Genomic DNA, 22910 nt, shown 5'->3' with positions numbered 1-22910 from the left:
ATGGAAGAATTAAACCATCTTCTGAATATTGATAGTACAGGATTGGCTGTTTTATTAGACGGCAAGGCTCTAAATAATAATATTGAAGAATGGTTTGCCAATGCTGAACATACCATTGCGGATAATCCGGCCTGGGGTCATAACCTTGGAGTTTTTCAGTTTTGCGCACAAACTGAAGATGATGCAGTTATGATAGAAATGGCAATAGTAGGAAAGCTTCCCCAGGATGTACGGGGAGTAGTAATTAAAGGAATAAGGATAACATTCCCTGATATCGACTTATGTAAAATAATAATCGCACATCAATATGGTTTCTTCACTAAGAATATCCCTCTAAGGTAATCCATGAATAATCTTGAAAACAAGGCAGAAGCAATAGCTTCTTTTAGCGATATTGTTAGAAAAAAACCAACACTTGAAGCATTGGCAGATAGTCAGGTTCTTCAGGGAATTAATACGTTCCAAAACCTAGCACTTGAGTATGCGTTACACAAATTAGAGCGAGCAAACCAGGAAGGCTATTTGAGCACTGCGTATAACCGTAGTTCTATCTTAGCACTGGCAGAAGATCGACAATATTTACCGAGAAAGGCCACGCCCAGTCGCGGTAAAATTCGCATTATAAATAAAATAAACCAACAATACAGCACGACATCTTATTATCCTATTGTTTCAGAAGATCAAGTCTATTACATGATCAATGAATCATTTTTAGTACCGGCTAATAGTGAAATACTCGTTGATGGTTGCCAAATTAAACGTCAGGAACTGCATTTTGTAGTTGAAAAAGAACAGCCTTTCCTTGAATTTGAATTTGGACGGGGTATTAGTACTAATCTGCATAAATTCCGAGTATTTGTTGATATGGGTAGTGGTTATGAAGAGTGGCAATCAACTACACGTTTTCGTAATTCTAGTATGGAAAAAGTCTTTGATGAGTTTTATTCCCATACAGATCAAGTTGGAGTTCGCTTTGGTAACAATATATTCGGCCTAATACCAACAAAAAACTCAAAAATAAAAATCGAAGTCTGGCTTACTGATGGTGATACAAAACTAATGCCCAACCAGACACTAACACCTGTCAATGATGTTGAAGGTGTGGAGTTTGAAACTGCATCATTGTTTACAGGTGGCACATCTCGCGAAAAAACAGATGAATTGCGCCGTAATGCTTTATACTCCCCTCTTTATGATAACAATCACGTTTGGGATGACGATTACCTTTTTTTCATCAAGCAACATTTTCCTGAAGTCATTTGGGGCCATGTTTGGGGTGAAGCTGAACAAGAACGGATGGATGGAAAAATGAGATTGGAGAACGTAAACAAAATTTTTGTTTGTGTTTACGCTCCAGATAATTCTAACATAGGTCCTGAAATTGAAAATTACATGACAGATAACATTCCACAGTTTAATCGCCGTTATCAAAATGTTCCTGTCGAAGCGCTTTCTTTTACTATTCAAATTACAGGAAAATTACTCAGAAATGTGACTTTAGCAGAGGCGCAAAGAGTGATTAGTGACACTCTCTGGAATAACTATGGCAAAGACGCAGCAAATAAGAAATCTAAAGCATTAAAACGCGATCTTTATCGGATGATGAATAATCTGAATATCTTTGAAAGTGAAGATGATATCTATATTGAAATGGCAGGTAATTTTGAGCCTAAAAAACCTAAAGCAAATGATATACATCGACCTTGATTCCACGATGAAGCAACTCAATATCAGCTATACAACCAATGCAAGATTAAGTATCTATTGAATATAGATACTATATTTTATAAATATCTAATTAATACTTTTAAATACCTATTGGATCTTTACACCCTATGGCATAGTCAGTGAAAAAATCTTTTTGTCGTAGCAGGGCTTAACTTGAAGCCGTAACCTCACTCAAGATATTGAGTGAGGTTTTTCCTGTGGCTGAAAAATGGTTAGTTGAGCGTCTGACAAAGAGCAAACAAGGTTCTGCCCAATGGGTTGAGCTTGCTGAAGCATTGGAAGAATTTTGGGATACCTATTTCTTTGCTAATTTACAAACTCTTGAAGATGGTAAAAACATTTTCACAGCTAATGATTCACACCTTAATAAAAAGATTGCTGAATTTGGGGACTATTTCGATACAGCTCTCCCGATCGATGTATCAAGCAAACGTTTATCTATTTCCTGGCAAAGAGCTAATATCCACGAAAAGAACACAATTGTTCCTTTTATTAATTCATTACAAGTTAACTTCGCCGGCTTGAACGTAACATGGGAGCCGCTTTACTCAAATCGTAGCTTTTCCTATGCGAAAGATAACCTGTTCACAGAGCAAGAAATTAATCTTAATTCATGGAATTTAAATGATTTCTGGATGACATCTCGCGGAAAAATAACCGTAGACTTGGCGTATTTACATCGTCTTGGGATGACAAAAAGTGAATTTATCACCATAGCCAAGCGAGAGATTGATCGGCTTCGCCCATCTCACATTGTCTATGATGGTGAATATTTCATTCTCACTATTAATTTCACCTATGAAGCCTTAAGCCATTATCTTGTAAAGCAAGTTATTGGACATAGCAACAGCATGTTTTTCCGTCTGACAGCATCATTTGATGAACGTCAGGCTGATATACCCTGGCTTGATGAAAGCCCACTATATGTAGAACATTTGAAAGGTGTTATAACCCAGCGAACTGACTATGAGCTTGGTATGTCATGGTCTCTGGACCTTTTCGTTGATATTGGTAGTCGCCGCATACCGTTATCGGGTAGAGAAGGGGACAAAATAAACCCAGTTCAAGTAATTTCTCATTCTGTACGTCAGACGCCTTTGGCGCTTGAAGAAACACGCTTTACCGGAGCATTTCTGTCTGCCGTCCGGTATCCGTATTTGACCTTCAATATGCATGACCGGTTTGATGACGTTCCTGCTGACAGCATTTCTACAAATGCCCCCCTGCACGGGCTTAGCTGCACTACACTAAAATCTTCGGGAGCAAATTATCAGCTTGGTGCAGATTGGTCTCTAGATCTCATCTTTGATATAGGCAATCACTGCATATCATTGTCTGGTAAAGAAGGGGATAAAATAAGCCCAATTCAGGCAACCTCTCATTCTGTACGTCAGACGCCTTTGGTGCTTGAAGAAATGCACTTTACCGGAGCAACCCTGTCCGCCGTCCGGTATCCGTATTTGACCTTCAACATGCATAGCCGATTTGATGACGTTCCTGCTGACAACATTGTTACAGATGCATCCCTGCACGGGCTTAGCTGCACTACACTGAAATCTTCGGGAGCAAATTATCAGCTTGGTGCAGATTGGTCTCTAGATCTCATCTTTGATATAGGCAATCACTGCATATCATTGTCTGGTAAAGAAGGGGATAAAATAAGCCCAATTCAGGCAACCTCTCATTCTGTACGTCAGACGCCTTTAGCGCTTGAAGAAATACGCTTTACCGGAGCAACCCTGTCCGCCGTCCGGTATTTGTATTTGACCTTCAACATGCATAGCCGATTTGATGACGTTCCTGCTGACAGTATTGTTACAGATACATCCCTGCACGGGCTTAGCCGCACTACACTGAAATCTTCGGGAGCAAATTATCAGCTTGGTACAAATTGGTCGCTGGATTTAGCTCTTATTACATCTATTGGGTCTGTTTCAATATCTGGAATAGATGGAGCTGATATACCTCCAATAAAACAAAATAGCGCTAAGTTGCATCAGTTTCAGACTCATCTTGCCTTACATAGTTCTGCCCAGAACAAAGAAGCACACACACGTTATCCCTTAATTTACAAAATCGCCTATGACTGCATGAAAAGAGATGTTTCTCCATCACCTTTCGAACTCAGCCAGTCAACTCAGATTAATTTTAACCCGTGGTTAGGATTTGACGAAATCCCAACTGATTTTGTGCCATTAGATACACCACTTTGGAGCTAGCACTATGTCAACAAATCAACCTTGGCAAATAGCAGAACTATTACCTCGTTTTTACGAAAAAAATGCACTTTCTATTGCAGGACTTGCTCCGCAATTCAAAATTATGAAGTTCAAATTTGGTCACGATCCTTTACTGATAGATAACAGTAAAAGTCCACCGGCTTTATCACCATTTAACTCAGCAGACAACGACATTAAAAATGTATTTTATGAGGGAAATATTAACGCTAAAGAAGATATTGTTTGGGCACAAGGCCGCTTATTATTTCGTTGCATTATGGCAGAGAACACCATTTCAGAGCCAAAGCAATATAGCCAAACCGGTCTTTATGATGCAGACGGTGATTTAGTTGCTGTGAGCATTGATCTACCTGATTGGGTAACACCAGAAGAAGGTATTAATACTCATCCATACATTAACTTTCCAATTTCAGGAGAGTGATAGATGAATACCTTTCCTCAACAACCAATGAATGACCTGAGAATCGACACCGCATGGCGCGAAAACTATTCTGGGGCTTCAATGAACCAGAAATTACATGGTCTTTTACCTAAAGGTGTTTATGCAGGTTTTGTTGTTAAGCCTAAAAATGGCTTGAATGTAGAAATTACTGGTAACGGTGAGCAGAGCATAGCTGTATTGGAAGTAGGAAATTACTCACTAACAGCAAGAATGCCAGGACACATAGCTAAACAACTCACATTAACACCGGGTAAAACACAGTTTGTAGTATTGGAAGCTCAATATGCTATAAATCAAGCATCAGCTGTCGGTATCTACGTTCGTGATATAGTACCAGCTAACGGAGTAATGCTCGCTAAGGTCACTCTTTCTGCTGAGTCTACAGAGTCTACATCAATACCAGTAAATAGTATTGAACTCGCTTTACCATCAAAACCCGTTACTGCCGCTGATTTTGCTGAGTTAGCAGCTTATACTATTGATAATGGACGTCGAACCTTAAATCTCCAAGAAGAGTTAGATCAACTCAAAAAAAAGTATATTGCTGAAAGCAATAGGACATTGAGTCTTCAAGAAGAATTAACTCAGCTTCGGAAGAAATTTATTTCGGAGTTGGCTACTTATACTATCAACAATGATCGCCGCACACTGGAGCTTCAGGAAGATTTAAACCAGTTCAAGAGCAATATTGTTGCAGAATTAGCCGCTTATACCATAGATAATGGACGTCGAACATTAGTACTCCAAGAAGAATTGCACCAACTCAATAAAAAAATTAGCGTATAAATCATATTCCCTCATTCATTGAGGGAGTAAATTTTACTGTTGATGCGTCTCCAACTTTAGCGCTCTACCATCAGACTGTTAGCAACACAATCACAGCGTGGAGCGTTCCCGTGAATTACCTATCTTTCGATTATGCCCAGTTTAATGAAAAAGGGCTTAAAAAAGTGATTGATGAATTCAATCGCCATGAGCTTCAAATCACAACAATTGAGGCGGACAATAAGTCCATCCGCCAATCTGGAGTGCAAACTAAAAAAGCAACTCTACATTTTGCTGATGGGCAAAAGCTCACACTACAAGCTACTGCGCAAGGTTCTATCTTCCAGGTACGGTTGAATACTAGGGTTATTCCGGTAAAACATGTCGATGACCTGAAAAAAGCTGTAGCAGAAATTGCTGGAAAAATTAGTGATAACAGTAAGCAGTTCCAAAACACGTTACAAAAACGCGCTATACGAGCAAGTAACGCTACCAAAGATTCCTCAAGCCGGGCCAAGACATCACTGAAAGCACAAATTGCACTCGCTATCTTAGATCAAAAAGAACTTGAATCAGCAATGAAAGAAAAACGTGAGCGCAAATCTGCATTAGAAAAGACACAACTGGAAAAAGAAAAACAAAAATCCGATGTAACTGAAAAATTATCTCAGGAGTATTCCGTTACAGAATTGCTTGAAGATGAACTGAAACAATTAGAAGGGCATGTCGAATGAATCCAATCCAAGGTTTAAAAATTTTCGCTATGCCAGACCCATTAGCGAAAGGTTTTACTCGTTCCCAACTCAATGAAGTTATATACCAACTTACTGCTGATCCAGAACAATCCTGCCTTATGATGGAAGCTGAATCTTTGTCAATATTAGATGCTGCATACATTGAAGGAGAACCAGTAACTCACCTAGATGGTTTTATTCTTGATGCAGTAACAACCAGCTATGCTCGTTTTCCTCGCGTCATACAAGCATTAGAACGCGCATTAAACCGATTTTTATCCGGTAATGGCATTACTGTCATCGAAAATGAAATTGGTGAACCTAAGAAAAACAACTTATTTGCTACTATAGCTGCACAATTCAATTTAAGTGATGGCCAAGCTATTACTGTCGTTTTTCATGCTCCTGATGAAGATCCGAAAATATTCAAACCTGATGATGTGGTTATTGCATTTCGTTGGTTATTAAACAAAAGAGATATCACTCAAGCTGTTGCTCCTGAAATGGACAAAGGTAAAGTTCGTGAAGTATCGCTACCAACAATAGGTAAACGAATTAGTCATCTTGTCGCGGCTAATTCTGAAACTTTTCAAGCCAAACAAAAAGAAGTAATAGAGTCTCGTGAGCGCTTAGCTACACTGCAAGAACAATCCAAGACCCTGATAGATGAACTCAATAAGGTTACTACTGAAGTAGCTATTTTAGAGGAACGTAACAACGAACTAGATCATATAGTTTCAAAAAAATCCAGTGAACTGACCTTTCGCCAAAATTACAACAATGAACTAAGGGAAAAGATAGCAAGGCTAAAAGCTATCAAACCAGATGAACCACTAGATACTAAACCTCAACCAGAAGAAAACACAGCTAAAGAACGCTTAGCATTGATTGCACCGGCTTTGTTCAATAATATTTTGTCATCAATGAGTACTATTGCGGCTATTGACCGTGGAGAAGAAAGAGGATTGACACGGTCACTGTTTGTTAACTCAATAGTAAACAAACTGAAAACCAGACATAACAATGGACAATATGAAATAGTAGACACCTCATTGGATTTCATTAAAAACGTTCAAAAAGATCTCGATAAACCCATTATAACATCTCGTAACAGCGTCTGGAGCTTACATAGCAATGCAGCTGGATCATTGGAAGAAAAGAACGAAACTGCATTGCCTACTGATCATCAAGAAATGGAAGATAACGAAGTAATAGGGAATTATAAACCGAAAGCAGCTCTAACATTAGAAGATATCGTTAATGGTTTACATGATAATGTAGCTGCTGATAATGTACTTAAGATGATAGAAGAATCTAGTGAAGAATTAGAAGAACTAGGGCTTGTGGAAGAATTTGATTCCTTGATTGGTTCTGCGGTTGAAAAATATGTAGAGTTGGATGAAAAACAGGAATAAAGACATGTTATCTGGCACAGGAAAACTAAAACTTGCTAAACAAATTCGCCAGCTCAGGCAGAAAATAAAAAGTGAGACTATTAAAGGTATTGAAAAGCTTCAATTAGCAAAAGAAATAAAATCTATTCGTGCTCAAATTATCGGTGGAGCTGCTAAATTTATTTCACGGTTAGATGAACTGATCAATGGGAAATTTGACAATTTGGAACCAACAAAATTCATTGCCATAGTGCGTGAAATATCTCAAGAATTCAACGAGTTCGAATCATTAAAACAACCTGTAGTTAATTATGTTGAAAAAGACTCTTGGTCTAAAAAACAGGCTGTCGTTTCAGCTATTAATGCATCAAGAGAAATTGACGGCCTTTGTGCCGTTTTTCTTGACGCCTTTAGCGATACAAAAAAAGCACAGCTACACCAAGCAAAGGCACTGAAACACAAATTAATAAATGCCAAAAATGAGTTAGAAAAATACCAAATATGGCGTGATATTGTTGCATTACAAACAGAATTAAGTCATTACAAAGATAATCGTCTGAGTAACCTTGCAGAAAGTATAGACCTTAACAGCCTGAAACAAGCTTACATACCCCCTGCTGACTTAGATGAACGTCAACGCCTACACTGGCTTGAACAAGGAAGAGCTTTTATTAATGACGTTACAAATCACAATAAAATACAATCCATTGCAGAAATTAATGACCAAATACATAAGGTACTAAAAAGCAATGTGGCTGTGAATGAAAAGTTGAGCACTCTTGAAAATGAGTACATATCTCCATTAGCAGAGCAAGCCAGAAATGTTATCGAACAAATCAAGAAGAATGGACAGAATGATATTCTGATGTCTGAATTTGATATGTTGCGTTCGGCTATTGAATCTGCATATAACACTCAGATAGATCCATTCTTACTAACATTGATACAAGAATTAGATAATACGGAAAAAGACCAAATCCGGTCGTATCAAGAGCATAAAAGAAATCTTGGTTCTGAACTGATGTCAGACATTTATGAAGCCTTGCTTTCACGCTCTACTATTTCTCAAGAAGATGCTGAACTATGGGCCAGTACTCAAGAGATTACTAATTCAGCGATCGCCAGGATGCGAAAATCAGGGTATCCAGAGTTAGAAGTTCGTCGAGATATGGCAACATACTATCGGCTGGTTAATGGGAGATTAAACACTGTTCATATTATGACAACAGGAAGCCACCGCGCCAGTGCCATAATTAATTCTGCAACTATTAATATTGATCATAATTTCGACCGCTTAACGCTATTCCACGAAATGAGTCATCTGTTAGAAGCCGACGAATCAATAAAATTAGCTAACCAACGATTCATTAAAAATCGTGCTTCTGGATCACCTCAAAAATTGAGAGAGTTAACAAATAATTTGTCATATCAAAACGATGAAATAGCAATTCCCGATAGTTTTTACTCTCCATATGTTGGCAAAATTTATAAAAGTGGGGCTACCGAGGTTGCATCGATGGGCATTCAACAGTTTTGCTCATTAGAGAACATGTATGCGCTCTATGATAGTGATAAAGAAATGTTCATGCTTATGATCGGTATGATGACTGAAGTTAATGATACTCTGATTCAAAGGCAAAAAAAGCAGCTTTTAAGACAATTAACCGATGCAAAGTTTATATCCACAATGAAAAAAGCAGTCAAAGATATCTCTTGGCAAGAAGGGCATAGAATGCCAACAGATCAAGCTTGGAAACAAGCATTAACAGGCAAGGGGAAAATTGATACATTTAACAAAAAATGGGGCTGGAAACGAACTCTTGGAAGTTGCGAAATAGTTCCTGCAAAGACGGAAAAACAAGGCAAACAAATATATGCAGTGTTGGTGAATGACAAGGACGGAAAAGAAATTCAGCGTCACTTCTTCAAAATACAATTTCAAGCAGAAATTTTTGTATACTTGTATGAATTAAGCATCAGAGAAATCAAACCATCACAACAAGATATTTTCTTTCTTGCCAATAGTAATCGGGCACCAGACTGGTATCAGACTGGTACTGATTTACCACTTATATAACCATCTTTGTTGGTATATCTTTTGCGATAATGGCAGTTTTCTGCTCTATCGAATCCCTAATAATTTTGTGTTGATGTCAGTAATTACACCTATTGATAATCTCCAGATGGACATTAATGTTTGCCAATCAATAGGAGGATGGTGAACCCAGCGCCATAAACTAAATGTATTCATTTCTGATAACCACGCCATCAAAATCAAACAATCATATAAACATCCCATCATCCTGGGATACAAAAGCCAAAATAAATATTGAAGGTGAAGATAACGATAAAAGGATGATCGAAAATTTCATCCGCTTTCACGGAATGACCCCAGATGGTCGATTAGCCAGTCTTCCAGAAATGGCACCAATGAGTGTTCACTACTCGTTCACATCAAAAGCAGCAAATGAGCAAGGATTCTCTATTCAATTTATCCAGGGCGAGCAAATGCCCTATCCCAATCGTGATGTTATTTTTGATAATACTGATGGTGAGAATTCATCATTTCTAATGAAATCCCAATCTTTCAAGATTCAAGATCGCTATCAGTTCCAAGGATTTCCAATTTCTATCGAAAATAAAGCTGGCACCAAACGCAGAGGTATTGACCCCGATGGACATGCCTGGTCTGTAGCTATGCATTTCGATTATGGGTACATCCGATCCACTAAAGGCAATGATCAAGAAGGTATTGATTGCTATATCGGTCCAAATCGTAAAGCTAATCATGTTTATATCATTAAGCAACATGCAATAGATAAGGTTAAGCAATGGTCCTCAATGTACTGTCCTCTATGTAAAGAGCACGCTCATGACTGTGCTTGTCCTGAATTTTTTGATGAAGATAAAGTAATGCTTGGTTTTGACAACAAGGAAGACGCTAAATCCGCCTATCTTAAGCAATATGATTCAGGGTTGTTCTTGGGGCCAATCTCTACAATGAGCGTTGAAGATTTTAAACAAGCGATAGCTAGTGCCGGTGAAAAAGAATTGCTTCTACCTTTGCAGTTTGTTCATGATCACTCAATCCTTGATAGTGTAGATAGCAGACAAACTCAGTCATTACTAAATGCTAAAGATATTAATGAATTAGAATTTATCTTTACTCATATTTTTAATCAAGATACCGAAGAGTTTACCCGCGAATTTGGCTTGAAGGCTGGTGGAGTTAAAACGCGGGAAACTATCAATGGTAAAGTAAAAACAATCGTTGACCGAATTAAAGCGGCGAATTGGGATACAAGCAGCCTGACATCAGAGGATTTGGATCTTTTGGTGCAGTACTCCGGTCGCGGTGGTTTAAGTGAAAATAGCCAATATGAATACTACACGCCAACTTATATAGCTGAAGGCTGCTGGGATCTATTAGCCGCTAATGGATTTGAAAATGGTAATGTTTTAGAACCTTCATCGGGTGCCGGCGTATTTAATGCAACTAAACACCAAGGTGTGAAGATGACCGCTACTGAAATTGACCCTCTCAGTTCAGCGGTAAATAAAATTCTTCATCCAGAAGACAATGTGTTTAACCAATCATTTGAAAAGATGGCTGTTGAATCACCAGATAACCATTTTGATTCTGTTATTGGCAATATTCCTTTCGGTTCAGCCCGTGGCGCATCAGCACATGACGACCCGGATCATAAAAACGAAAAACTAATAGAACGTTATTTCATCAACCGTCTAATTGACAAAGTGAAGCCTGGTGGGCTTTTAGTGCTTGTTGTACCGGTTAACATCGTGCGTGAGAAAGGTAAAATTTGGCAAAAATGGCGTTCAAAAATCAGCAAAAAAGCAGAATTCTTAGGTGCTCACAAGTTACCAAGCAAAACCTTTGGTAAACAAGGTACAGGTGTAGTTACCGACATAATTGTGCTACGCAAACATCCCAAAGAGGCTGTAGAAAAAATAATAAACGCCCAAATTTCCAGACTTCATGAAACGAATGTGCTTTGGGATACTTTTATTGAAGGTAAATGGTGGGAACAAGATGGTAAGCCATTTATTCATGGAAAATTCGTACCTAAAGACGTAAGTAAAATTCGGGATGATGATAAAGTTATTCGTGATTCAAGTGTTACCGATGCCGCACTTAAACAAAAATTATCTGCCAAATTCCATTCCCGTATTGACTGGGATTCATTAGAAATCACTGAACCTAAAACCACAAACTATATTGAAGGTGATCGAAGGGTTATAGACGAACGCACCCATGTTTTTATTCGTGGCCATTGGGAACCAGTTGATACTCCTAAAGGAGAAACAACCGATATTGATGAGGCTATATACGGTGTATCTTCTTTAGAAGCTCTTACAGGTTTGCTGGAAAGCAATCAGGGATTAATGACATTATCGGTGAAACAAGCTTTTTCAGCCATGAAAGCTTGGGGACATTTATTCTCTAAACCTCAAAAACAGGCAATTCAATTTGCAATGACGCAACCAAGTGATGAACATCGGGAACAGATTTACCGTGGTTCGCTTATTGGTGCTGATATGGCCCGTTTCCAAAATGATGTGAGCCAAGGCAATTGGGATGCGACTGAACAAATGCGTCTACAAGAAATTGTAGCAAATGAAATCAATAAATACGGACATCCTAAACAAAACAAAGGCCTGATTCTTGCCGGTGAAAGTTCCCGATACTTTGGTATTTTCTCTAATGCTATGGATGAGCAAGAGAATTACTCAACTTTACTGACTGGGGAAAATAGTACTAAAGGCTTAGCATTTGATGATACAAATCCCCATGCCATTGTAGAGCACCTTTATCTGCGTGAAGGCATGATGCACATTACTCTTGAGGATGTTCAGCAACTCTACAAAGGTAAAACACCTGTTCAATCTCTTTCAGATCTGGCTGATGACAAAAATCTTGCTATCCACCCTGATGGACTTGTTATGCCAATGGGACGATTCTGCTCTGGAGGTGTATATCAAAAAGTACTAGCACTGAGTACAGCGCTGAATGCTGAAACTGATCCAAAGTTGAAAGCAAAATATCAACAACAACTTGAAGAAATAGAACATCGTCGCCACAAAACTGATCCAGAAAACATTTCATTCTCAATGCGCCATAAATGGATTGACCGTAAATACGCCCTCGAATTCATGCGCGAGAAAGGTTATACAGAACTCAACTACCTGGTAGAAAAACAGCAGGTCACAAAAGATGAAGATACTGGTGAGAGTTACGTTGAAACCATTAATGTTCGCGATACTAGTTCTCCATTCGGCGAATTTGTCGGTTATGAAAATACCCAAGGGTTTAACAAGCAGCTAAATAGCTGGCTAAACGGTGGCAATATCACCAGCTCTAAACAGGAATATATTGAGGAATATAAAGAGCGTATTGCTCGTCTTGATGAAGAGTTTCGAATCTGGATGCAACAACACAAGGATATTGACGATCTGACCGAACTGTACAACCAAAAATTCAATTCATATATTCCGTTTGAATATTCTGATGCAGATCTTGGTTTAGAAGATGTCAGCGCTATGGTACAGCCGCATGGTTACCAGTGTGCGGCTGTTCGTCGTTTATCTGAAGATGGCTCAGGTATTCTAGGCTTTGATGTCGGACTAGGTAAAACATTTAGTGCATTGGCTCTTGCTGCTTATAACAAACAAATGGGTAGAGCAGACAAGACACTTATTGTTGTACCCAATGCTGTACTCGCTAACTGGTATCACGAAGCAAAAATGTTTCATAGTAATCTGGATAGCGCATTATTCGTTGGTTTCAAACCTAAATTGGATAAAGACAAAGAGATAATCAGAGAACCAGTTAAAGATGAACAGGGTAATCCGAAGAAAAATAGGCATACCGGTGAAGTCGAATATCAAGATGTCCTGATTAAAGAGTCAGCGGAAGAAATTTTCGACAAAATGCACCAAATTCCACAGACGTCTAAATCTCTTGTGGTGATGACCTTCGAAAAGTACAAAGAAATTCCGATGCGAGCAGTAAACAAGCACAAGTATGCTGAAAAATGGGTAGAAAAATCCCTTATCAGTGATCAAATGGCTGCAAATACTGTTGCTGGTGATGACTTTAGTCTTGGTAAAGGTAAAGACAAAATTAGTTACAAGGATGCTGTTCGCCGCCAGGCTCTGCAACAACGTTTTCTGGAAGATGGTGGATACAAGAAAGGCGAGTATCCTTACTTTGAAGATATGGGCTTCCAGTCTGTAATTATTGACGAAGCACATGCTTTCAAAAACAGTTTTAAAGCCGGCGATAAGACAGCCAATATTGCCTACTTACCTAATCCTTCGGAATCTCAACGCGCAATTGATATGGCTATGAAAATGGCTTACTTGCGCGATCAAAATGAAGGAAGAGGTCCAATTCTTCTCTCTGCAACTCCTGTCACTAACTCACCATTAGAAATATTCAATATGCTTTCCTTAGTATTACCTGTTGAAGAATTCGAAAAGTTTGGAGTTTATACAGCTGATGATTTTGTCCGTGTATTCGGCAAAGTAGAGCAAGTAGAAAAAATGACAGTTAAGGGTGAAATTGTCCAAAAAGATGGCCTTGTTGGGTTTCAGAACCTAGATGGACTTCGTAATTTATTTCATCGCTACACACTGATGCGTAATGCAGAAGATGTGAACCTTGCACTACCTGATTCTCCTGAGATACATGAAAATGTTGATATGACTGAAGAACAGCAAGGTGCCTATGAAACATTACGAGAAGAGGCTAAGGAATCCAGTAAACCAGCTCGTCAACGTAGTACTAAAGCACGAGCACTTTTTGCAGTTATGCGTGATATGGACAAAGTAACCACGGACATGGATTTATACAATCAAACCATGACCTTTATTTTTCCAGTCAGCCAATCGAAAAGTGTTGAAAAACTAATCTCTTCTCTGCCAGCTTCCATAGAATCAGAACGTATAGAGCAAACCGAAGATGGAGAAGAAGTTAAGCGCAAGGTATCTATTGACCTGGAATACAAATACAGTATTGAGAAAGGATCAATTGTATTAGTAGTACCAGATGTGTATGAGCAGGCTGTTTTGGATCGTTTGCCAGAGGTTTCTATTAAACTCTCTGATGTTGGCCACCCTCTTACACCGAAGTACGCCAAATTAATTGCTAACCTAATGGCAGAACTTGAAATTAATGGTAAGCAAATTATTTTCACCGAGGAAAAAACTCAACACCACAAAATAAAAAGAATCATTGTTAACCAGTTGAGCCTTGATGAAAAACAAATTGGCATTATCAATGGTGACGATGCAGCAGGCGCAAAACTTCAGCGTATTGCAGATTCTTACAATGCCGGTGAAATTAAGATTGTTATCTGCAACAAAAAAGCTGAAGTTGGCGTGAATTTACAGAAAGGAACCAGCGCTATTCACCATTTAACATTACCCTGGACTCCAGCATCTATCCAGCAACGTAATGGGCGTGGTGTTCGTCAAGGTAACACAGCGTCAAAGGTCAGCCTATATTACTACCTTGGTAAAGGCTCGTTTGATGGATATCGCTTAGATTTACTAAACAAGAAAAAAAGCTGGATGCGTGATCTTTTCAACGGCACTGAATCAGAAGCTATAAATGGTAACGCAATTGATAGCGATGATTATCTTGATATGTTCGAGGCTGATCCTGAAGCTGCGAAAGCTAAACGCATGGAAAGGCTGGCTCAGAAGCAAGCAGAAAGAAAGCGTAAATCAGACTTAAAATGTGCAGTTGATCTATCTCAGGTTATCGGCCTTCGCAGCCAGCTAACTAATTGGGAAACAAATAAAGCTGAAGACTATAACCGTCTTGTTGATCGAAAAGAAAAAGAACAATCGTCATTAACTCGTATAAAAGAGAAAGGTGAAGATAGTACATCCGCCGAACAAAAACTTGCTCGTACAAATAAAGCTCTTCAGGATCATGAGTCAAAATGGCAAGAAGAACGTGATAAGTTACAATCGCGCTTATCTCAGCGAATGACGTTTTTAAAGCAAAAATCCAGTTCTGGAGAGCTTCCATTTGATAGCACGGTCATTGATAAACCGGAAACTGCTATTGTTGCTCGTGATGGGACAGTTTTAATCATTGGTGACTATTTTGAAACAAGCTTTGGAGCCATTCTGCATATTGAACAATTTGATCAAGAATCTCGATATGTTCACTATTCAGTACCCGTTGGCCATGTAGCCTATTCTTGGTGGGGGCGTAAAAATGGTGATTATATAGTCGCTAGTCTTGATGCTATGCCTGATGGACTTAAACGTGTCTCTCTGTCTGATGATGAAATAAAAACAAAGCAAATGCTTGAAAAAACTTATAGTTATAGTGAGTTAACTAAGATCACAAAAGATCAGTTTATTAAATATAGAGATGATATCAATCTATCCAGTTACGGTGACATCTTATGTCGTCTTGAAGATGTTTTAACATTGTCTAGAGCCGATCAGATTAAGCGCGATTCTATTATTTATCCAGATCTGTCTGATAACTATCTGAAAAAAAGAAATAGCATTACACTATCTGAATCTTCAGCGTCAAAATAACTCTTTGTATTACTGGAGGAATATCGCAAAACTATTTTTCGGTGATTTGTATGAACCCGCTATTTCAGAATACGGAATAAAAGCTTCTCAAGCTGATATTTTAGCACATTGTGCTCGTACATGGACAGATTACCAATCAGTTATTAATCAACTAATTGAGAAAGATAAACCTGAAGCGATCAGTCGTCATCAAGTATTCCATAATACAAAGCAAGGCTTTCAGGAACTGATAGAAGATAAAGCCGATAAATTAGGTGATAACCGCCAAGAAATAAATCGGTGGGTACGAGAGTTCATTATTGAACTTGAGAAAAAATTACTTGATGAATCAGAAATTGCAAAACGTATAGCGGCAAATAATGAATTAGAAGAACTGAAGAAAAATCCTGCGTTCAAAGCACTACCTAATGAGACAGAAAAAGCTTTTTCTAACATTGGTGTTATCGCTAAGTACAACTATAAAGATGTAACCATACCTCGTAATGGACGATACAGGATTCAAACACTCGGTGCTTTCCAATATTTTTTCTTACAAGATAATTATGGTAAAGCTGGTAAGGTTTTCTCAGCCAAAGATATTCTTAAAAATCGGTTTGGTGCTAAATTCTGTGTTGGAGAAGGTGACTGGCAAGGTAGCTGGTGGTATTTCCCAGCCAGTGTGGATGTACAAGAGGTGTTTGAAATTATCTCTTGACACTTACACATATCTAAAAGATATTTTTTAGATATAAAGATAATATTTAATTAATACCCATTAAATACTTATTCAATATTCAATATTCAATAGGTATCTGATATATTGCAGTTACCTATTGAAAGGAACCCAAAGTAATGAATATAAAACATTCAACTAAAACAGAGCTACAGCCACTTTACGACGAAGCGATAGAAGGCCAAACCAAAACTCAATGGATGGAAACCTTTCTAAATTCAGTAGCTAAATTACTACGCAAAAATCCCAAATGGTATCGAGCTTATGGAATGTACTGGTGGGGAGTAAAAAAGCTACTCATAGAACATGAATTGATTACAGCGAGATTTATAGATGCTGAGTGGTTGGAAAAAATAGAATATGAAGATCCAGCCTATTTATTATTAGCTGCCTATGCTTATCATGACGAGCGCCAAGATATAGGTGCACAAGATGATGATACACATGTCATTGAATATGAGGATGGAACCATCGGAAGTTACATTCTAATTGATGAAGAACTCGAATTACTTGTTATCACTTCTGCTATTGTGTAATTCTTCAAGACTTAAAAGATATTCGAAAGATATCTTTTAAGTATCAACTTAATATTTTTTTAATATCAATTAAATATCCATAAAATAAATTTGTGTTGATGCACATTTCCTGTTCGAGAGCTACTCTCTCACTGTTAATAGCAGGCGAGAGAATCATGATAGAAAACAAAAAAAAGGGATTGCTCGCACGATTATTCCGAGGCCAAAAAGAGAATGACTATCACGGTCATTTGGAACTAGCCGAATCTGGGTTTGATTATGAAGATGCAGGAAAAATTGATGAACTGATAGGAAAGGACATCAATCAAGGAGAATTAGAAACCGAAAGTCTCATTACTCCATTTCCACGTAATCGTCGCGCTGGATACCTAAAATTTGAAGAAATGGCTATCGATCCAACAATTGATAGCGCTCTAAAAATGCATGTAGCTAATGCACTGTCAGCAAAAACAGATACCGGGGAAATATTGTTTATTGCCTCTACAAAAGACGGTATTGATGACAAGATAGTAAAGGATCTGAGGAACACGGTAGGACGTTGGCTCAACGAAAACGCAGAAGCAATAGCTTTTCAGGCAGCTAAATATGGTCTTAGCTTTGTACGCCCTTATATTGAGCCTAATAAGGGTATTACACACTTTCGATTTGATCATTATACCCATCCAGCACATATCCGCTGTTACGAACGAGCCGGCCTTCTATGTGGATACACATCGAAGTATCAGAGAAGTATTGAAAAGAAAGGTGTTGTTGAGCTTATGGAACCGTGGAAATTCATTCCATTCAAAATTCCAAAGTGGGATGCACATAATAGTACACTCATTGAACCAATGAGACTAAATCCTTTAGCTTTTGATATTAACGATGATGATTATCTCAATGAAGAACCCATAGAAACACAAGATTATGGTTCAAGCCTACTTCGCTCAGCATATGATCCGTGGGTAGACTTAAATGAAGCAATTCTTGCTCTTAATTCTGCTCGTAAAAATGCAGCGAAACGTGATCGTTTTATCACGATACAAACTGGTAAGAAAAATCCCGCCCTCGCAGCTAAATACTACAACACCATACTAGGTGCTTTAAAGCGCAAACGTAACTTATCTGCTAAGCGGAGTGCGAAGCGTGGGCACATCTCGACTATTGACAATCATATTCTGCCAGTTACATCAGATGGCTCAGGACAAGTTAATATTCAAACCGAACAAACAGACGTCAATATTAGTCACATTGAAGATGTCAATTTCCACGTAAACAGACTTTGTAGTGCTCTGGGCGTTGATAAATCGCTAGTTGGTTTTACTGAAGATATGAGCGGTGGCCTAGGTGAAGGGGGATGGTGGACACAATCAATGGTTGCAGCCATTAAATCAAACTTAATTAGAAGAGCGATTAAAGCTGGTGCAGAACGTCTTTGCGAAATCCATGTATTGATGAAGTGGGGAAAACTCTATACCGAAATGGATAAGCCTTGGCGTATAGAGTTCAATAGTTTGAATAACGTACTTGAACGAGAGGAAGCAACAGCCCGCGAATCCAGAATTAACTTTGCAACTTCGGTCGTTACTCTTATGCAAATGCTGGATCCAGAACTGAGTAAATTTGACTTTCAGCAAACTTCAAATTGGTTATTTACAGATGTGCTTCGTGTGAATGAAGAGACATTTAAACAACTTATTGAAGCAGCCAAAGAAGGCGATACAGATGAAGTCGACAAAGTTTTGGACTCTGTGTCTGAACTAGAAAGCCGAAATCAATTAAAAACCATGATCTACAGCTGTATTGCAGAGCTGATGGAGTAAGAGAATGTCTAAAAATATCCTTCAAAGAATTACATGTCATTTCAATATCTTTGATACAGGTCGTAAATATACCGGCAAACAGAGAGGATACGTTTTGGATAACGTAAAATCTGTTCTGAATTCTCCAGAAGTTCAAGAAAAATTGAGACTCCGTGAATTGGTTGGTTATGTTTCACATGGACTAAGGGAAATGTCTGGTAAGTTAACTCTTGGAGAAACACTGCCTGTTAAATTGCCAAATGGTCAAATGACTGTTGTAAACGCTCTTCCTTCAAATGTCACAATTGAGCTATCTATTGATGATGAAGGCAATCTATCCCACACTCAAGAAGTACTGGATAATGATGAGGGTCGCAAACTACTAGGATTACATAATTCTCGTATTGGTGGCTTCTCCTGGGCCTGTGGAGGCGCAAAATTGGGAGGTAACACCCTCATCAATAGTTTTTGTGGTTTTGACTATGTGCATAATCCTTTGTTTGCCACTAATCGTGGATATATTCTTGATTCAGCAGAAGAGGAATTTGATCGTCAAACGGTATTGGATAATCTGGCCAGTGCTGGTATTCCTAAAGAACAAAGCGCATCAGTACTAGATTCATTCAATAACTCTGTAGCATTTGAAGCCTTGCATTACCGAACTATGGTATTAGATGCTCAACAAGTTATTGCCAGTCAGGATGAAGAAAAACAAAAAATTCAACAAATTTTGGATAGAACAGTAGAACAAGTAGAAACGCTGAAAATTGAAAATACAAGTCGTAAACAATTCTTCAAACAACTGCAAAACGCAAGCCATATTTCAATTAATGATCAAGTACTTGATGCACTGATTAATGCGGATAGCAAACAAGATATGGAAGTGATCTTACATATGATTATGGATACTGCGAATATAAATACTCAATACTTGCCAATCAAACAGTATAAAAAGGTTTTTGTTAAACAATTTGAAGAGAAAGACTCTCAAAGCCAGGATAATGCCTTTAGTATCAATGCTGCATTAGATGTAAGTTTTTATAGTTAGCCTTATACCAGACTATTTCTTTCTGGTGAAACCAGAATTTCATTTCAATAATGATTAGGAATTTTGTTCCTATTTTAAAAAAATTTTTAATAAAAATCATAAGGAAATAAATGACATATTTTGGTTCTGTTTGCTCTGGTATTGAAGCGGCTAGTGTAGCCTGGGAGCCACTTGGTATGTCTCCCTCATGGTTTAGCGAAATTGAAAAGTTTCCCAGTGCTGTATTGCAACATCATTGGCCCAATATTAGGAATCTTGGTGATATGACTAAGATTTCAGCTATGGTTGCCGAAAATCAAGTAGATACGCCTGATATCCTAGTTGGAGGTACACCCTGCCAAGCTTTTAGTGTTGCTGGTTTGCGCAATGGGCTTGGAGATGAACGTGGAAAATTAACCTTATCATTCGTAGAGTTGGCAAATGTTATCGATTCAATCAGAACAAAAAACGGTAAAGAACCCGCCATTGTTGTTTGGGAAAATGTGCCCGGAGTCTTATCCAGCAGAGATAACGCCTTTGGTTGCTTCCTTGCTGGTCTTGCCGGAGAAGATGAACCATTACAGCCGTCAGGGAAGAAATGGACAAACGCAGGTTATGTGTCTGGTCCACAAAGAGCCATCGCTTGGAGAATACTGGATGCCCAATATTTCGGAGTGGCCCAACGACGTCGCAGGGTGTTTATTGTCGCAAGTGCTAGAAAAGGCGTCTGTCCTGCCAAAATACTTTTTGAGTCCGACAGCGTGCGAAGGGATCCTGAATCGTGCACGACGAAGGGAAAAACAATTACCTCTCACTCTAGAAGCAGCTCTACTATCGGTAGCCACTGGGATTCAGAAGTAAATCCGTATCCTACTTTAAACCAAAGCCATAATATCGACGGTATTGGTATGAGTAATCAGGAAATTTTTTCTCAGCGTGGTAGTGGATTGATATCGACATACCGTTTGCTTTCATTTAGTGAATATAAAGCTGACAATATAGCATCTACTCTGAAAGCTCGGGATGGTAAAAGTGCTACAGATCTGGTAGCAATTTCTCTATCAGGAAACATTATTAATAGAAATTCTAAGAATGGTGGAAATGGGAAAGGTTATCGCCCTGAAATATCTTATACATTAACAACAGCGGATATTCATTGTGTAAATTACGGTCACTCTGTACGTCGATTAACGCCTGTGGAATGCGAACGATTACAAGGATTTCCTGATAACCATACGAGAATTAGTTGGAATGCAAAAGAGGAGCTTGATTGTCCTGATGGACATCGTTATCGGGCTATAGGAAATTCAATGGCAGTACCTGTTATGACATGGATAGGTAAAAGAATTTTAACGCAACTACAGGAAATATAATTTCAGACTTCTTCTTCAACGAAGCTTGTACAGGGTCACATTGACCCTGTACGATAAAGTTACTGCTTATTTTTTAAAGTTTTTTCAATAAGCTTATCCATAGCTTCATACAATAATACTTGGAATAAATGCTTGCGAGTAGCATATTGAGAATCCAGTTCAGCAAGCTTATTGCCCCATTCCCGATAGTATTCATTCACGCTTAAATTGACTATTTTCTCAGAATTTTTAGTTCTATCGCTAGACTTAAGGAGTTCGTACCAGTCTTGCTCTTTCGGAGCTTTTGATGCAGATGCACTAGAGTCAGTTTTTCCATCAATAAAAGCATCTATATTTTTTTCTGGAACAGAGTTTTTGCGTATAGGTTCTCTGAATTTTTGTTTTTTATTAGCCACTTATTTTCTCCAATAGCTCTGTTACCAAATTATTCATTTCCGTTTTAGCTTTAATATCACCCATTTCTTTCACACCACGACCTACAGCGTAGGCGTCGCTGTAAACTATACGGCTGTATATGACAGTATCCAATACTTTCATTGTGCTGTGTTTTGTGAGCATTTGTTTCGTAAATTTAATATCTTGTTCTCGCGCTATATGGGTCGGGGCAAGCGAGATTAAAGAAAATGTTTTTAAATCAGGATTAAAATCTTTAGCTTCATCAATCAATTCTTGTACGTCAAGAATACTGTCTCTGTGATCTTGAGTTGGCTTAAATGGTGCTAGTGCGACATGCGCAGCAACTAATCCGCTACGCATTTCTTGCGTACGGGTTCGATCGATATTTCCTTGTACATCCACAATGACAAAGTCATATTTGGTGTTTAATTCTTGAATGGTTTTAGTGATCTTACCTTTCTTTTGAACGCAGAAAATTGCTGGTTCAATACCTTCTTCTTCTCGGTAAGAACCAAAATTAGTAGTAGTACCACCAGTATCTGCATCAACTAAACAAACTGACTTTTGGCGGTATGCTAGCTCGACGGCCAAGTTTTGAGAGCAAATTGATTTACTTGCTCCACCTCTTTGTCCAAAGATGATGATAATCATGTGTGTTTCCTTCTTTTGTGTATCTGAAGCATAACACATTTAAATCTTTTTGATACTATCAATATATAGAAAAAATATTAATTTAATATCAATTAGGTATTAATATGATATTGGTCTAGGCATAGGATTTGTTAGTTTTTTTTGTTAAGCATGGGTTAGATGCTACTTTTTATACTTGGAGATAAAATTAGAAATTGTGTGTTAACTACAACTTATAAGTACGAGTTAAGTTAAATCTGTAAATTTTGTGAAGTGGGGAGTGAGCTAATTCCAGTTATCCACAAATCCACAGGATAGATCCAAAAATAAGATCCTTAACTTACCAGAAGAACCTTTAAGAGATCCCGGTCAGTTGTAGCCCTTTATTTATCAGGTTTTCGAGAGGTTCTGGTGTATTCTAATTGGGTTTTTGGTGTATTCTAATTGGGTTTTTGGTGTATTCTAATTGGGTTTTTGGTGTATTCTAATTGGGTTTTTGGTGTATTCTAATTGGGTTTTAAATAACAAAATGTGGATGGAATTGTGAATAATAGTAGCGAAAGTAATAG

Annotated in this window: 16 protein-coding genes; 14 read left to right on the top strand and 2 right to left on the bottom strand. The window is 38.2% G+C overall.

All coding sequences use genetic code 11. From position 1 onward, the window contains the following. From PXH59_RS00255 to PXH59_RS00190, 14 genes are all read left to right on the top strand, one after another. Positions 1 to 342 carry a hypothetical protein gene (locus tag PXH59_RS00255; RefSeq protein ID WP_285808166.1) on the top strand — a complete coding sequence of 114 codons (342 nt, stop codon included), beginning with the start codon at positions 1 to 3 and terminating at the stop codon, positions 340 to 342. 3 nt (positions 343 to 345) lie between these two features. Then, positions 346 to 1707 carry a baseplate J/gp47 family protein gene (locus PXH59_RS00250; RefSeq protein ID WP_285808165.1) on the top strand — a complete coding sequence of 454 codons (1362 nt, stop codon included), beginning with the start codon at positions 346 to 348 and terminating at the stop codon, positions 1705 to 1707. Positions 1708 to 1925: 218 nt separating this feature from the next. Next, positions 1926 to 3947: a hypothetical protein gene (locus tag PXH59_RS00245; RefSeq protein WP_285808163.1), complete on the top strand. Its 2022-nt coding sequence runs from the start codon at positions 1926 to 1928 to the stop codon at positions 3945 to 3947. A gap of 4 nt (positions 3948 to 3951) precedes the next feature. Continuing rightward, the gene (locus PXH59_RS00240; RefSeq protein ID WP_285808161.1) at positions 3952 to 4389 is read left to right on the top strand and encodes a hypothetical protein; all 438 of its coding nucleotides are present in this window, start codon (positions 3952 to 3954) and stop codon (positions 4387 to 4389) included. A 3-nt stretch (positions 4390 to 4392) separates the two neighbouring features. Then, complete coding sequence (locus PXH59_RS00235) at positions 4393 to 5196, top strand: magnesium transporter CorA family protein (RefSeq protein WP_285808159.1); 804 nt, start codon at positions 4393 to 4395, stop codon at positions 5194 to 5196. Positions 5197 to 5306: 110 nt separating this feature from the next. Next, positions 5307 to 5909: a defense against restriction DarA-related protein gene (locus PXH59_RS00230; RefSeq protein WP_285808157.1), complete on the top strand. Its 603-nt coding sequence runs from the start codon at positions 5307 to 5309 to the stop codon at positions 5907 to 5909. Beyond that, complete coding sequence (locus PXH59_RS00225) at positions 5906 to 7324, top strand: defense against restriction DarA-related protein (RefSeq protein WP_285808155.1); 1419 nt, start codon at positions 5906 to 5908, stop codon at positions 7322 to 7324. Before PXH59_RS00230 ends, PXH59_RS00225 begins: the two co-directional genes overlap by 4 nt. 4 nt (positions 7325 to 7328) lie before the next feature. Continuing rightward, the gene (locus PXH59_RS00220) at positions 7329 to 9380 is read left to right on the top strand and encodes a hypothetical protein (protein ID WP_285808153.1); all 2052 of its coding nucleotides are present in this window, start codon (positions 7329 to 7331) and stop codon (positions 9378 to 9380) included. Positions 9381 to 9544: 164 nt separating this feature from the next. After that, positions 9545 to 15886 carry an SNF2-related protein gene (locus tag PXH59_RS00215; protein WP_285808152.1) on the top strand — a complete coding sequence of 2114 codons (6342 nt, stop codon included), beginning with the start codon at positions 9545 to 9547 and terminating at the stop codon, positions 15884 to 15886. Positions 15887 to 15932: 46 nt separating this feature from the next. Next, complete coding sequence (locus PXH59_RS00210) at positions 15933 to 16580, top strand: hypothetical protein (protein WP_285808151.1); 648 nt, start codon at positions 15933 to 15935, stop codon at positions 16578 to 16580. 137 nt (positions 16581 to 16717) lie between these two features. After that, on the top strand, positions 16718 to 17134 hold the full coding sequence (locus PXH59_RS00205; protein ID WP_285808150.1) for a hypothetical protein: 417 nt from the start codon (positions 16718 to 16720) through the stop codon (positions 17132 to 17134). 155 nt (positions 17135 to 17289) lie between these two features. Next, positions 17290 to 18936: a portal protein gene (locus PXH59_RS00200; protein ID WP_285808149.1), complete on the top strand. Its 1647-nt coding sequence runs from the start codon at positions 17290 to 17292 to the stop codon at positions 18934 to 18936. Between the two features lie 4 nt (positions 18937 to 18940). Then, the gene (locus PXH59_RS00195; protein WP_285808148.1) at positions 18941 to 19963 is read left to right on the top strand and encodes a hypothetical protein; all 1023 of its coding nucleotides are present in this window, start codon (positions 18941 to 18943) and stop codon (positions 19961 to 19963) included. A 110-nt stretch (positions 19964 to 20073) separates the two neighbouring features. Beyond that, a complete protein-coding gene (locus PXH59_RS00190) occupies positions 20074 to 21315 on the top strand; it encodes a DNA cytosine methyltransferase (RefSeq protein WP_285808146.1) in 1242 nt (413 codons plus the stop codon). A gap of 59 nt (positions 21316 to 21374) precedes the next feature. Here PXH59_RS00190 and PXH59_RS00185 read toward each other — a convergent pair whose 3' ends face one another. Together PXH59_RS00185 and PXH59_RS00180 are read right to left on the bottom strand one after the other, a co-directional pair. Then, positions 21375 to 21710: a hypothetical protein gene (locus tag PXH59_RS00185; RefSeq protein WP_285808144.1), complete on the bottom strand. Its 336-nt coding sequence runs from the start codon at positions 21708 to 21710 to the stop codon at positions 21375 to 21377. Beyond that, positions 21703 to 22362, bottom strand: a complete 660-nt coding sequence (locus PXH59_RS00180; protein ID WP_285808142.1) for a nucleotide-binding protein — start codon at positions 22360 to 22362, stop codon at positions 21703 to 21705. The genes PXH59_RS00185 and PXH59_RS00180 overlap by 8 nt, the downstream gene beginning before the upstream one ends. Positions 22363 to 22910: the final 548 nt, after the last annotated feature.

Source organism: Xenorhabdus bakwenae (assembly GCF_030272115.1).
In the GTDB taxonomy this organism is placed as follows: Bacteria; Pseudomonadota; Gammaproteobacteria; order Enterobacterales; family Enterobacteriaceae; genus Xenorhabdus; species Xenorhabdus bakwenae.
This window is presented reverse-complemented; position numbering and strand designations above follow the sequence as displayed.